This is a genomic window from Natronococcus sp. CG52, assembly GCF_023913515.1.
Lineage (GTDB): Archaea > Halobacteriota > Halobacteria > Halobacteriales > Natrialbaceae > Natronococcus > Natronococcus zhouii.
This window is the reverse complement of record NZ_CP099391.1, coordinates 3,681,425-3,694,944: the sequence shown is the minus strand read 5'-3', so window position 1 is coordinate 3,694,944 and position 13,520 is coordinate 3,681,425. Positions and strand designations below refer to the sequence as shown.

The window sequence follows — 13,520 nt, the reverse complement described above, 5'->3', positions numbered from 1 at the left end:
CCAGCTCTGTCTCGATACTACGGGCCCTAGTGACGCGTGATATTCTCATCATGAAGCGGTATCCGCTGAATACCGCCGGGGCAATAATCGGTCTGTACGCGCTGTTCCTTCTCGTCTATCTCGGCGGTCGCTCGCTTCTCGGTCCGGGATTCAGCGGTACGCTCGGGGCACTCATCGTCGGGTTCTTTCTCTTTATTATGGGAAATGCCTCTTACAAAACGCTCGCGGGCCTCTTCGCGACGGAGGCAAAGTGGGGGACGTTAGAGCGGCTGTACCTCTCACCGGTCAAATTCGGTCACGTCGCAGTACTCCTGTCGGTCAGTTCACTCCTCGTGACGTTTTTCATCGGTTTCACGATGCTCGCGCTGATGCTTCTTACGACGGGAACCTCGATTTCGCTCGATCTAGTCAGCATCCTTCCGATCGTCACGTTCACGCTTCTCTCTACGGTAGGTCTCGGACTGCTGTTCGGTGGAGCCACGATCCGATACAAAAACATCAGTTCGATTTTCGGCCTCGTCAAATTCGTTTTCGTCGCGCTCATCGCCGCGGGGCCGGCCTCGGAGAACGTCTTCGCGCTCAAATTCCTTCCGCTCGTCCAGGGGAGCTATCTGCTTCAACGCGTAATGAACGAAGAACTTCGCCTCTGGGATCTCGAACTCCTCGAACTGTCCGTACTCGTGTTGGTCGGACTCGCGTACTTTGCGTTCGGATACGTTCTATTCCGGTACTTCACGGAACGAGCACGAACGGCCGGCGTCATGGGACACTACTGACGTCTTCGGAATCGGCCGTTCGAGACGAAACGGGGCGAGCGCATCGAGGTCGTACCCGAGGCGATTCACGAGCCGTCGGAGATGGGAGTGCTCACTCCACTACGTGTTCCGTGTCGTACGAACCGAGCCGTCGCACCCACCCATTTTCGGCGAGTTCCTCGATTTCGGCGATCGCTTCGGTGGCCCGGGACTCGTACAGTCCCGCGTCGATATCGATGTGGAAGACGTAGTCACCCAGTCGCTGGCCGCTCGGACGCGACTCGACGCGAGAGAGGTTGATATCTCGATCTGCAAACGGCTCGAGCAACTCGAGCAGGAGACCCGGATAGTTCGCGTTCGGGTAGACGACGAGCGTGGTCTTCCCGCCGCCCTTCGAGCGCTCCTCGACGGGTGCGAGCGCGAAGAACCGGGTCGCGTTCGAGTCCTGATCCTGGATGTCCTCGGCGAGCACCTCGAGTCCGTTCTCGATGTCGGCGTTCGCCGGGTGGCCGATCCCCGCAACCGAGGGATCCTCGCGAGCGAACTCGACGCCCTGGGCCGTGCTCGCGACGGCCTCGAGGGTCGCGTCTGGATGCTCGCGCTCGAGGTAGGTGCGACACTGGGCCAGCGCCTGGGAGTGGCTGGCGATCGTGTCGAACTCCGTCCCCTGGGCGAGCAGGGCGTGCCTGATCGGGGTGACGATCTCGCGAGTGATCGCGACGTCGTACTCGGCGACGGCGTCGAGACTCTCGCTGACGCTCCCCTCGATGCTGTTCTCGATGGGAACGATCCCGCGGTCGTACTCGCCGGTCGCGACGGCCTCGACGATCGCGGTCACCGACTGCCGGAAGTCGATCTCGTCGTCCGCGGCGATCGCGCCCGCTGCGCGATGCGAGTAGGTCCCTTCGGGACCGAGAGTTACAGTACTCATTATCTATCCCTTACTGGTTCCACAGCAAAAGACCGTCGCTGGGTGCAGAACTGACGCGAGTGTGCGCTCCGCGAGCGCGTCTTCTTGATCCCGGACGAGAAGAGTCGTACCGAACGTTTCGGGCGTCCGCGCTCGATGGACCGACATCGACACCGCTATCCGCGGCGGCTCGAGTTCTCTGAAAACCCATCTGCCGGTCGTCCGTTCACTCCTCTAAGTGTTCGATTCCTTTCTTCGAGACGTTCGCCTCCGTGATCTCGCTGGGCATCCAGTCGGGTTTGTCGTCCGGAGCCGTCTCCTCCCAGGCCCAGCCGTCGTAGATGTGGACCTTGTCCGTTCCCTTCTCTCGGAGTCGGAGTTCGACCCGATCAGCAGCGTCCTCGCTCGAGCCGGGCTCGAGCCGACGGGCCGCCTTGAGGGCGGCCTGACGAGGGGTGTTCCCCGAGAAGACGCTCGTCTCGTCGCCACTCGATTCGCGCAGTGCGAAGTTTCGCTTGCCATCTTCACGTACCATAGTTTTCGCCTCCATGTCAGTTCAGCACACGATCCGACATAAAGATATCCCCCAAAACCGACCGACTGCGCCGTCATCTTTAAGTGATACCGCCGCGGGTCTTTCCGTGGTGTTCTCTCCACGCGATGCGCTCGCTGTCGCGTATTTTCCTGTAATTCACTGTTAAGACGATATCGTTCGCTGTGACGTAGAAAACACTTAAGTATATCCTACGGCGAAGTTCGACCTAGAATCCCGCGATGGTACGGAAAAAGAAGTTGAGTCCAAGCGGTGCCAAAGACGAAGACGGCAATTATCACAACGTTCATCTGAATCTCCACGAGGACGAACTCGCAGTCGCGGGCATGGATATCGGTGACGAGGTGTTCGTCCGCGTCCGGGATGGCAAGATTATCATTCAGAAGGCCGACGAAAACGATGTAGAGCACGAATTCTAACGGGAGCCGCCGACCTCGTTCTCGATTCTAACCGGTATCGATCGGCGCCGATACGAACGCTTCGAGCCTCGCTGCCGCGTTTCAGTGTTTCTGAGACTGAACTCACTTGCCTCCGAGCGACGCGCCTCCCGAACTCTCCCGCCTCTCAGCAACGTAAATATGCACCTTCCAGATACATTCTCTCGTTCATCATTTTATTTATCCGAAATCATTGTGATTCGTTCTCGTGGGGCGCACCCACGATACCAAATGATACGGAATCCAGACAGCTTCCGATCCAGCGGTGTCGACGGCGGTCCCGCGGACGAACACCCGGACGAGGCGTTCGAGGGCGGTATCGACCGCCGAACGTTTCTCAGCCTCTCCGCCGCCACGGGGGCCGCGCTCGCGCTCCCCGGTGCCGCGACAGCCGACGTAACGGGGGAGCCGTTAACCGACGAGTACGCGTTCGTCGTCAACCACACCCCCGACGAGTACGAGACCGCGACCGTCATCGAGTTCGCCGACGGGGAGGCGCTCGAGGCCTTCGCGGACGAGTACGCGGAGGAACCCGATCCGGACCTCGAGCGCGCTCCGAAGGCGGTCACTCGCGAGTCGCCCGCGCCGGCCGCACACGCACACCTCACCGCCGACGAGGTCGGTGACGTCCTCGAACTGGACGGGGTCGAACGGATGGACTTCTCACCCGGCGCGAACCCCTGGTGGAAACTCGAGGCGCCCTACGAGGACGGCGTCTTCCCGCCGGTCGAGGAGGCCCGGAACTACCTCGCCTACGAGGAGTCGGTCCAGGCGCTCGAGCACCTCGAGGCGGACAACCCCGACCGGATCCGAGCGAAGGCGATCGGACAGTCGCCGGGCTGGACGAACCAGTTCGCGGGCGAAGAGTCCGACGGGCGGGACATCTACGTCACCGAGGTCACGAACGACGTCCGGGACGATTCCTCGTTCGCCGAGAAGGAGAAAGTCGTGTTCTCGCTCAGCATCCACGGCGACGAGCGGGCCGGCACGGAGGCCGGCTGTCGGCTCATCGAGGACATCGCAGCGGGCGAAGCCGACGAGTTCGAGGAGCTGCTCGACGACATCGTCATCCTCTTCCTGTTTACCAACCCGGACGGCTGGGTCTCGCGCAAGCCCCAGACCGAGATTCCGTGGGTCGAAGGCCACGACACCAACTTCCAGCGCGGGAACGCGAGTCTCTTCGACGGACAACCGGTCGACACCAACCGCCAGTACCCGACGATGGGCTGGACGAACCCGAGCTTCCGGCCGGCCGAACCCGACGGCGCGCCCGAGGAGTTCCACGATCTCGTTCCGGACTCGCTCGCGATCGTCGACCACTTCCGCGGCTACGACAACGTGGCGTTCCTCTGTGACTACCACGGCATGTACACCGCGGACCACGTGGTGTTCAACCTCGAGACGAACGCGCCGTTCGATCACGACGGCACTCACGACTTAGACGAGGTCAACATCCAGATCGGCGAGGGAATGCACGACCACTGGGGTAGCGTCGACGCGATCGCGGACGACATCGCTACGGCCGGCGACGAGATGTACGGATTCCCGTTCGTGCCGGAGGGCGACAGCTACGACGGCCTGTTCGACTGGGGGACGATCTACGACTCGCTCGCCTACCAGATCACCGGCGGCTTTCTCGGCTGGGCCGGCCAACCCGAGGAGTTCGGCGGACTCGGCGCGATTACCGTCGCGCCGGAGATCATCCTCTCGAATCACTACCAGGACGCCCGGAAGGACTGGAAACCGTACTGGGTGCGTCACTACGAAACGGCCTACCGGATCTCGATGCGCGAGTACGCCGAGATGACCGCGCGGGAGACGAACGCGACCGTCGCGACCGGCGACCAGAACACCGCCTACGTCACGACGGACGAACTCACGCGGTCGTCGGCCGATCTTCCTCACGCCGACGAGCACCCCGGACAGGGCGGCGGCCACGGCCAGGAGCGCGCGACGGAGATGCGACGGCGCCACGACGTGATCCAGCCCGGCCCCGTCGGTGCCTCGAGCGTCTCGGCGGACGCGTCCGACGCCTCACACTCCCTGTTCGTCCACCTCGACGGGATCCGCAACGCGACCGAGGGCGTCGTTCGCGTGAGAAATCCGTCCGGAACCGTCGTTCGCGAGATCGACATCGATGCGACGGCGGACCCGGACGACTCGTCGGCGCGGAAACACGACTTCGAGGAATTCTTCGTCCGCCGACCGCGGGCGGGCCGGTGGGAGGTCGAGGTCGAGAGCGACGCCGAAGTCGCGGTCGGTACGACGATGCTCGACGTCGACGGCGACGTTCCCGACCCCGAGGAAGTCCTCGGCTACGAGCAGCGCGAGTACACCGTCAACCCGATGCAGTTCTTCGCCGATCTCGGACCCGTCCTCGAGGACGGCTCGCTGGACGGACTGCGCGTCCACGACGTGCGCATCGGTCGGTTACTGCGCGGAAACTCGGGCGAACGCCGCTACGACAAACTCGTCGTTTCGCACGACGACGGCGTCGACGATCCGCAGTATCTCGAGGCGATCGAGGCGTTCGTCGACGCCGGCGGCGACCTCGTCCTCACCGATTCGGGCGTCAACTTGCTCGGCGAACTCGAGGTCGGCGAAGCCGCGTCGATTACGACCGAAGACGTCCGCGACGTCCAGATGCAGTTCGTGAACCTCGAGGATCGTGAGTTCGATCACCCGCTGCTAGCGGGAATCAGGACCCGACAGCGGGAGATCTGGAAGGGCTCACAGCTCGGCTACACCACCGGTGTCGACCAGCCGGCGACGACCGTCGATCCGGACGCCTTCGCGGACGCCGGCGGCTCGATCGCGGGCACGTTCACGGAGTGGGACGACGACGGCGGCAACCTGGCACCGGTCGGCTCCGGCGTCGGCGCCGGCACGCTCGCCGCGGACGAGTCAGAGATCACCGTGCTCGGTTCGGTCCTCCCGCCGGCTCGGCAGACCGAGCTTCACCCCTTCGGAATGGCGGACTACGCCGTCTCCTTTATGGGCCACACGCTGGTGTGTAACGCGCTCGGCTTCGAACAACGCCGATATGCGGAAGGAGAACTGGTGCGAACGTACGGCGAGATTCGGTAGCGGCCCTATCGAAGCGCATCGAGGTCGAACTCGAACGCCGCGACGGGCACCTCGAGGTCGTGCTCGACGAGCACCTTCGGGTGGACCTCGCCGACGACGCCGACGGTCTCGCCGTCGATGACGACGTCCGCCGCGCGGCCCGAGATGAACGTCGGGTGGTCGGTCGCGGGCGTCTCGAGGTCGACGTCGAAGTCCCGGGCGATCGCCTGGAGTCGTGCCTTGGCGTCCTCGTAGCCGGCGTCGTGGCTCGCGAGGACGGCTCCGACGTGACGGCCCTCCGCGACGCCCGTGTTCTCGCGCCCGTCGACTTCGGCGGCGAAGCCGACCTCGGAGAGGTGCTGGGGGTAGGCGCGGTGAGTGTTGTTCTCGAGAACCATCAGTAGGGAGGGGAGACACCACGTCCGGAGGATGGTGTAGTCCTCGCTGTAGGGCTCCTTGATCGTCGCGGGTTCGCCGGCACCGTAGAACTCCTTGCCCGGTCGAACGTCGACTCGCTCGTAGTTCACCTCCTCGTTGCTCATGTGGAAGTTCAGCAGGTCCTCGAAGCCGAGTCCGACGAGCTGGGTGCGGACGGCGCGCTCGAGTCGAGAGCGCTCGTGACGCCCGCCGACGGTCCCCACGTCGGGGTAAGTCGGCTCGAGGTCGTTGAAGCCGTAGGCCCGCCCGAGGTCGTCGATGACGTCCAGCGGGTGGAGCACGTCGACGCGGTAGGGCGGGACGGTGACCTCGTAGACGAGGTCGCCAACCGGCGCGGCTTCGTCGTTCTCTCGCGGCCCGCTCGAACCGTCCGCGGAACTCCGTTCCTCGAGTCCATCTCGTTGCTCCAGCGGAGTAATACTCTCCTCGGGTTCGTCTTCGACCTCGTCCTCGTCTTTCTCGGCATCGAGACCGGATCGCTCCGCCAGATCGATCACTTCGTCGGGGTCGAGATCGATCCCCAGAACGGTCTCGATACGGTCGTGGGAGACGGTCTTGGTCTTGGTCGAGAGATCGGGCCGGACGAGGTCGCGCCCGCCGGACTGCGTCCGGCTCCCGTCCGAGTCCGCGTTCGCGGACTCGCTATCTGGGTATTCGACTGTCACGTCCTCGAGCGTCGCGCCGCGGGCCGTGAGCGCGTAGCAGACGATGTTCAGCATCTTGTCGATCGTCCACTGGTCGGTGCCCGTCATCTCGACGAACAGGTCTCTCGAGTCCGTCGAGACCTCGGTGCGGCGGCCGTTGATCACTGGCGGGAACGAGAACAGCCCGATATCGTCGTAGATCGCGGGGTAGCGCTCGTACTCGCTGACGAGATCCGCATAGGTCTGGCCGGTCTGGTGGTCCTCGAGCACCTCGGCCGGCGTCATCTCGGCGTCCGAGTCGAGGGGGACGAACCGGTCCTCGTCGGGTTCGATGCCGACGTACTCGATCGACGGGGTGCCTTCCTCTACGGCTGAACTCCCCTTCAGCATCGTCAGATCGTGAATCCCGATCGCGCCCTTCGCGCGCTTGCGCCCCATCGTCGCGTGGAGCTTTTCTTGCAACTGAATCAGCGAGTCGAGACTCTCCTCGTCGAGATCGACGTCGCGGACCACCGCACCCGTGACGTACGGTCGCTCGTCGGGAACCGACTCGTCGACCTCGATGGTCCACTCCGCGCTGTTCGTCGACGGGACGTGAACGCCGCGGGCGTCGCCGTAGTGGTACCGCATGGATCGCGCGACCCCCTCGACCGAAAGCCGATCGAGGCGGTCAGGCGCGAACTCGAGTTCGAACTCGTCGTCTTCCGTCCAGCCCTCGAACTCGAGGCCGAGGCCGAACAGGTCGTCGATGAGTTCGTCGTCGTTTTTCTCCTCGTGGCCGGTCAGTTCTCGCAGTTCGTCCGGGTCGATATCGACGGTTGGCATCAGTAGGTCACCTCCGCGTTCCGCAGGAACTCGAGATCGGCGAGCGTACCGTGGAGGTCGCGGATGTCCTCCGCGCCGGTGGTGAGCATGGCCAGCCGCTCTAAGGCGAGACCCCAGGCCATCACGTCGCAGTCGACGCCCAGCGGCTCGAGCATCTCCTCGCGGAAGATGCCGGAGTTACCGATCTCGATCAGTTCGCCCGTCGTCGGGTGGGTTCCGAACAGCTCGAAGCTCGGTTCGGTGTAGGGGTTGTAGTGCGGCTTGAACTGGATGTCTTCGATGCCGAACTGGGCGTAGAACTCCTCGAAGGTGCCCATCAGATCCCGTACCGAGAGATCCTCGGCCATCACCCAACCCTCGATCTGGTAGAACTCGAGCAGGTGCGTCGCGTCCAGGGTGTCGTTGCGGTAGGCCTTCTCGACGCTGAAGTAGCGGGCGGGCGGTTCGATCTCGCCGATCTCGGTGCCGGAGAGGTAGCGCGTCGACAGCGAGGTCGTGTGCCCGCGAAGCGCGAGCGCCCGCGCGAAGCTCTCGTCCCACGGCGAGTGATAGCCCTCGCCGTCCTCGCCGACGCCCTCCCTGTGGGCGCGCTCGACGCGCTCGACGAGGTCCTCGGGGAGTTCGTCGATGTGCGTCGGCTGCTCCAGGGCGAACCGGTCCCAGTGGGTCCGCGCGGGATGGTCCTGGGGCATGAACAGGCAGTCGTTGATCCAGAAGTCCGCGTCGGCGTGGGGGCCGTCCATCTCTTCGAATCCCATCCCGACGAGGACGTCCTTGACCCGCTCGGACGTCTCGCGCAGGACGTGGACGCGGCCGCCCTCGACGGACTCGGCGTCGGCCTCGACGTTGTACTCGGCGAACTCGGCGTCCTCCCACTCGCCGCTGGTCAGGAGTTCTGGCGTGACCTCCCCGACCGTCTCGGCGGTCTCGATACCGGCCATCAGCTCCGTGACGCCCTGCTCGGTCAGCGTCACCTCGCGGACGGTCGACACGGTGATCTCGACGAGACCGCGGCGCTCGAGCCGGTCGAGAACGTCCTCGCTCCCCTCGAGCACCCCGTCGCCGGCCAGCGACTCGAGCGCGTTCCTCTCCGAATCCGTGGCGGGATCGGCGTCGGGATCGGCCGTGATCTCGCCGCTGTCGATCACACCGTAGCCTTTCCGGGCGTAGTTCGAGAGCGCGATGTCGACCTGGGCCCCCTCGAGTCCGGAGGCGCCGATGACCTGTCCCATCGAGACGGGATCGGCGTCGGCGCCGGCCTCGAGGGCGGCCTCGTAGAGACGAACCTCCGGCAGTCCGTCCGCGGCGTACTCGCGGCCCTCCTCGGTGAGGGCGATCGTTTCGTCGACGCGTTCGGCGACGGCGACCAGTCCGTCCTCCTCGAGTTCGAAGGCCGCCCCGGTGACGGTCTCCGGCGGGAGGTCGGTCGCCGCAGCGAGGGCGTCGACGGACGTTGCCTCGTCTGCACTCGCGGCCTCTACGACCGCGACCTGTTGTTCGGGAAGTTGCATTCGCTTACCTGAATTGCTGTTGGTCGGTCAGTTAGCGGTTCCGACTCGACTCGCGTCGACGCGAATCGTCCGGCGTCGGTGCGGTCGGTTTCGGCTCGAGAAGCCGGTGTGGCCCCTCGAGACTCCACCGACCCGGGGTCACCGGACGAAGAAAAAACCGAATCCCGCCTTCGAGAGCGGTGGCTGGCGCGCGACACCGGCACGGGCGTGGGATTCGGGTGCCACGTTCGCAGGATACCCCGTCCGGAGCAAAAGCTTTGCGGGACGGTGACAGGGATTTACAACCGTTTGTTCGCACGCGAATGCGATACTGTGACTCGACTGGGAGTCGTTTTACGACGCCGAACCCCACAAGTACGGAATCGAGTCGTGCGGTTAATCGTCAGATTCTTCCAACGACTCGAGCTTTTCGACGAGATCCTCGGTCGTCTCCGACGTCGCTCCTCCTGATGCTGCATAGAGCACGACACCGAGTACGATCCAGACGAGGACGATCATCCACTCGTAAGGCCAGAGCAGCTCGGATTCGCCCCCTGGAAGGTACAGATAGACGAACGCAGCGGTCATCACGAGCGCGATCGTCCCGATGAGGTATCCTGCCGGAACTTCGTACGGCCGGTTCATCTCCGGCTCGCGGTAGCGCAGAACGAGAAACGACACGACGACCAGGAACCAGGCGGTGACGATCCCGAGCCCTCCGGCATTGACGATCCACGTCAACATCTGCTCCCCGAAGAGCGGGGCGAGTACGGAGAGCCCTCCGACGAGGAGAATCGCGTTGCTCGGCGTATTGTACTCCGGATGGACTTTTGAGAGCACTCCGGGGAGCATTCCGGACTCGGAAAGCGCAAAGAGGGCTCGACTTCCGCCGATGATAAACGCGTTCCAGCTGGTGAGGATTCCTGCGATTCCGGCGAGGGCCATCAGCTGTCCGATCTGTTGACTGTCGTACAAGACGGCCATCGCCTCGGCGGCGGGGAGCGGACTTTCGACGAGCGCGCTTCCGGGAAGTGCACGACTGGCACCCCAGATAACGGCCACGTAGAACGCTGCGGCCAGTCCCACCGAGAGAACGATCAAAAGGCCTAACGTCCGAGGAGGGACGTTGGCCTCTTCGGCCGATTGAGGGATTACGTCGAACCCGACGAACATGAACGGGACCATCAGAATCACGGCAAAGATACCCGCAGTCCCCGCGCCAAACGAGCTATCCGGCGACGGTTGACCACCGACGATCGCACCGGCGATCAGCACGATCCCCGCGAACGCGATGATCGTCGTCATGATTATCTGAAACTGTGCTGCCGGCCGAATACCGATGTAGTTCAAATAGGTCACCCCGACGGTGCCGAGCACTCCAACGAGCACCCAGGTTCCGTAGACGGGTTCGCCGGCCACGGACCACAGCGGCACCGCATTGAATCCGGGGATGATAAACGCCATCGCAGACGGAAGAGCTACGGCTTCGAAGGCGGCGACGGTAACGTAACCGAAGATAATTGCCCACGTACAGACGAACGATCCGACCGGACCGAGAGCGCGCAGACTGTACACGTGCTCGCCGCCGACCAACGGCATCGCGGAAGCGAGTTCACTGTATACTATCGCAACTGCTCCGACGACGACCCCGCCGAGAAGGAACGCCGTGATCGCCCCCAGCGGCCCCCCTTCGTTGATCCACTCTCCCGTCAAGATGATCCAGCCCCACCCGATCATCGCACCGAACGACAGTATCAGCACCTCTTTCGAGGATAACGCCTTTACGAGGCCGCTGTGTGTTGTCTCGCTCATAATCACACGTTTCAGTAGGACTGCTGTTAAATTTATCTTAGAAAGAAACTCGTAAGTCTGTTTGGTCTGTGTTATCAACTGACGCTAGCCGTCGAGCGGTCGATTCAGTGTGTTGCTGCACCGTCCGAGACTCCGCTACACCGATCGCAAAATCAGACGTACGCAGTAAGTGAGTCGACGCGCTCTCGTCAGAGCCGGTATAGAAACGAACTTCGAGCGGCGATTTACCCCCGCCGCGGCGACTCGAGTTCGATATCCGCCGCCTCGAGCAGCTCCGCGACCTCCTTGCGCTTCTCCTGGTGCTCCTCGAGGAACTCCTTCATGAGCTGGGCGGCCTGCTCCTTGCAGTCGCCACAGAGCCGCTCCCCGCCGACGCACTCGTCGTAGACGCGCTTGGCGAACTCGTCGTCGTCCCCCGAGAGCAGGTAGGCGTACAGTTCGTAGACGGGACACTCGTCGGCGCGGCCGCCGAGTTCGCGCTGCTCTTCGGCCGTCTCGCGGCCGCCGGTCGTCGCCGACTTCACCTTGCTGTAGCCGTCCTCGGGATCGTCCAGCAGCGAGATGTGACTCGCCGGCACCGACGACGACATCTTGCCGCCCGTCAGCCCGGTCATGAAGCGGTGGTAGATCGAGGAGGGCGGACGGAAGCCGTAGCCGCCGTTGTCGACCTCGACCTGTCGGGCGAGTTCCTCGGCCTCGGCGCGGTCGATCTCGAAGGCGTCGACGTGGCTCTCGTAGACGCGCTTCTCGCCGTCGATGGCGTCGATGAGCGCGTCGAACGCTTCCTCGGTCGCCCGTCGGTCGGAGAAGCGCGTCCGCGGACGGATCGGCTCCATTCCGCCCTCCTCGAGCTTCGTCAGGACCGAGCTGAGCGTGTCGGCCGCGACGTCGAGTTCCTCGAGCGGCGTCTCCTCGATCGCCCCGGCGACGTGGACGCAGCGGAGCGAGTCGTCGTCGAACTCGGCCGGATCGAGGCGCTCGTAGTAGTCGGCGACGAGGGCGCGTTCCTCGGGATCGAGTTCGAAGCTCGCGTACGCCTCCGAGACCTTGAAGAATCGGGTCCGCTCGGCGAGGTCGCGAGCCAGTCGGACGTGTGGATCCTGGTCCGGGCCGACGGGGATCACGGTGGGTTTGGGCTCCTCGAGTTGCGGGTAGAGGATGTCGGCCATCTGCGTGACGACCGACTGCATGTGGGAGACGTCGGTCTCGCCGTCGAAGCCGTAGATCGCCTGGAACTCGGAGAAGTTGGCGTCCGCGCCGAGGTCGAACGCGAGGTCCTGGACCTCGCGGTTGGTCGACTGGCGGTAGAGCTCTCCCTCCTCGGGATCGAACCCGAGCGCAAGCAGCGAGAGGAGGTAGTTACGCGCGTGCTCGTCGATCTCGTCCCAGCTCATCCCGCGGGCGGAGTTGGCCTCGAGGTCGGCGATCAGCGCGTAGGCGTCGGCGCCCTGTTGCTGGTGCCAGACGATCTCGTCGAACACCAGCTTGTGACCGATGTGCGGATCGCCGGTGGGCATGAATCCTGAGAGGACGGCCGCGTCCTCCCCGTTGCGTAGCGCCTCCGCGACCGGTCGATAGTCGCGGTGTCCGAAGATGACGCCCCGACGCATCAGGTAGTGGGGGTTCGGAACCTCCTCGAGTATCTCGTCAAACTCCTCGATGCCGAACTCCTCGAACAGTTTGCGGTAGTCGGAGACGGCCGAGGAGCCCCACGGATCCAGTGCGACGTCGTCTGCGCCTGCTGCTCCGCCGTCGGAACGGAGCGCCGAGGCGAATCGCTCAACACCGTCCGCTACCGGCTGCCCGGTTCGCGGTTCCGCTGAGTCGGGCTCCTCGCATGGGTCGTCTCCGGTCATTACCACGGTTTTGGCGCGCCGGAGCGCAAAAGCCTTCGCCTTCGGTCTCGCCGTCGATCTCGACCCACCGTACGGGCTAAGTCGTCCGACGACGAACGACTGACCGATGCGCATTCGAATCTTCGGGAGCGAACTCGAACTCGACGAGGTGCGGATCGACGCGGATCCGTCGTCCGTTCGTGAGCAACTGCGGGAGTACGAAGCCGGGCAGCGGGCGCAGTTCGACCTCGAAATCGAGTATCCCGGCGACTTTACAGGTGCGGTGATGCGGGCGATGGAGCGGATTCCACGCGGAGAAACGCGCACGTACGGCGAACTTGCGGCCGACCTCGAGACCGCGCCGATCGCCGTCGGACAGGCCTGCGGCCGCAATCCGCTTCCCGTGATCGTCCCCTGCCACCGCGTCGTGAGCACCGATTCGCTCACCGGCTACGCCGGCGGGCTGAAGCTGAAGCGTCGCCTACTCGAGCACGAGGGGGCCTCGATTCCGGGGACCGAATAGCAGCAGTTTGGTTCTGAACCCGAACTGGTCGTTCGTTACGTAGAGAGGCGAATGGAACGTCCGACGTCGAGTCTGCAGTACCGGCCAACCGCCGCCGGGTGGGACTGAAAGGGGCTGGCCCGGTTGACGAGCGAGACGACGCAAGCACTGTCGTTCGAGAGAGCTTCGCTCTCTCGTGATCACGAAAGGCGCGAAGCGCCTTTCGAACGAGACTGAGCGGAGCGAAAGAAGC

General features: G+C 64.0%; 10 protein-coding genes. 4 read left to right on the top strand and 6 right to left on the bottom strand.

Annotated features, from left to right (window positions below; all coding sequences use genetic code 11):
* The first annotated feature begins 29 nt into the window (after positions 1 to 29).
* Complete coding sequence (locus NED97_RS18550) at positions 30 to 776, top strand: ABC transporter (RefSeq protein WP_252488489.1); 747 nt, start codon at positions 30 to 32, stop codon at positions 774 to 776.
* 91 nt (positions 777 to 867) lie between these two features.
* Here the strand turns inward: NED97_RS18550 and pheA are convergent, their stop codons facing one another.
* On the bottom strand, positions 868 to 1,686 hold the full coding sequence (gene pheA / locus NED97_RS18545; protein ID WP_252488488.1) for a prephenate dehydratase: 819 nt from the start codon (positions 1,684 to 1,686) through the stop codon (positions 868 to 870).
* A gap of 205 nt (positions 1,687 to 1,891) precedes the next feature.
* Positions 1,892 to 2,200 (bottom strand): non-histone chromosomal MC1 family protein, encoded by a 309-nt coding sequence (locus tag NED97_RS18540; RefSeq protein ID WP_252488487.1) that lies wholly within the window; start codon positions 2,198 to 2,200, stop codon positions 1,892 to 1,894.
* Positions 2,201 to 2,439: 239 nt separating this feature from the next.
* Between NED97_RS18540 and NED97_RS18535 the strand changes: the two genes are divergently transcribed.
* On the top strand, positions 2,440 to 2,637 hold the full coding sequence (locus NED97_RS18535) for a hypothetical protein (protein WP_152939738.1): 198 nt from the start codon (positions 2,440 to 2,442) through the stop codon (positions 2,635 to 2,637).
* Positions 2,638 to 2,886: 249 nt separating this feature from the next.
* The gene (locus tag NED97_RS18530) at positions 2,887 to 5,742 is read left to right on the top strand and encodes a M14 family zinc carboxypeptidase (protein ID WP_252488486.1); all 2,856 of its coding nucleotides are present in this window, start codon (positions 2,887 to 2,889) and stop codon (positions 5,740 to 5,742) included.
* Positions 5,743 to 5,747: 5 nt separating this feature from the next.
* On the opposite strand, the gene NED97_RS18525 is transcribed toward NED97_RS18530, so the two are convergent.
* The 4 genes from NED97_RS18525 to NED97_RS18510 form a co-directional block, all read right to left on the bottom strand.
* The gene (locus NED97_RS18525) at positions 5,748 to 7,628 is read right to left on the bottom strand and encodes a phenylalanine--tRNA ligase beta subunit-related protein (RefSeq protein ID WP_252488485.1); all 1,881 of its coding nucleotides are present in this window, start codon (positions 7,626 to 7,628) and stop codon (positions 5,748 to 5,750) included.
* Positions 7,628 to 9,139 (bottom strand): phenylalanine--tRNA ligase subunit alpha, encoded by a 1,512-nt coding sequence (pheS, locus tag NED97_RS18520; RefSeq protein WP_252488484.1) that lies wholly within the window; start codon positions 9,137 to 9,139, stop codon positions 7,628 to 7,630. The genes NED97_RS18525 and pheS overlap by 1 nt, the downstream gene beginning before the upstream one ends.
* 375 nt (positions 9,140 to 9,514) lie before the next feature.
* Positions 9,515 to 10,930, bottom strand: coding sequence for an APC family permease (locus NED97_RS18515; RefSeq protein WP_252488483.1), 1,416 nt, complete (start codon positions 10,928 to 10,930; stop codon positions 9,515 to 9,517).
* Between the two features lie 224 nt (positions 10,931 to 11,154).
* Positions 11,155 to 12,786: a tryptophan--tRNA ligase gene (locus NED97_RS18510; protein WP_252488482.1), complete on the bottom strand. Its 1,632-nt coding sequence runs from the start codon at positions 12,784 to 12,786 to the stop codon at positions 11,155 to 11,157.
* A 106-nt stretch (positions 12,787 to 12,892) separates the two neighbouring features.
* On the opposite strand from NED97_RS18510, the gene NED97_RS18505 reads away from it, so the two are divergent.
* Positions 12,893 to 13,288, top strand: coding sequence for a methylated-DNA--[protein]-cysteine S-methyltransferase (locus NED97_RS18505; protein WP_252488481.1), 396 nt, complete (start codon positions 12,893 to 12,895; stop codon positions 13,286 to 13,288).
* The last annotated feature ends 232 nt before the right edge of the window (positions 13,289 to 13,520 follow it).

Bases quoted from the DNA above. Each gene is read 5' to 3' on its own strand.
- pheA (WP_252488488.1), bottom strand. From the start codon at position 1,686: ATGAGTACTGTAACTCTCGGTCCCGAAGGGACCTACTCGCATCGCGCA.
- NED97_RS18540 (WP_252488487.1), bottom strand. From the start codon at position 2,200: ATGGTACGTGAAGATGGCAAGCGAAACTTCGCACTGCGCGAATCGAGT.
- NED97_RS18535 (WP_152939738.1), top strand. From the start codon at position 2,440: ATGGTACGGAAAAAGAAGTTGAGTCCAAGCGGTGCCAAAGACGAAGAC.
- NED97_RS18530 (WP_252488486.1), top strand. From the start codon at position 2,887: ATGATACGGAATCCAGACAGCTTCCGATCCAGCGGTGTCGACGGCGGT.
- NED97_RS18525 (WP_252488485.1), bottom strand. From the start codon at position 7,628: ATGCCAACCGTCGATATCGACCCGGACGAACTGCGAGAACTGACCGGC.
- pheS (WP_252488484.1), bottom strand. From the start codon at position 9,139: ATGCAACTTCCCGAACAACAGGTCGCGGTCGTAGAGGCCGCGAGTGCA.
- NED97_RS18515 (WP_252488483.1), bottom strand. From the start codon at position 10,930: ATGAGCGAGACAACACACAGCGGCCTCGTAAAGGCGTTATCCTCGAAA.
- NED97_RS18510 (WP_252488482.1), bottom strand. From the start codon at position 12,786: ATGACCGGAGACGACCCATGCGAGGAGCCCGACTCAGCGGAACCGCGA.
- NED97_RS18505 (WP_252488481.1), top strand. From the start codon at position 12,893: ATGCGCATTCGAATCTTCGGGAGCGAACTCGAACTCGACGAGGTGCGG.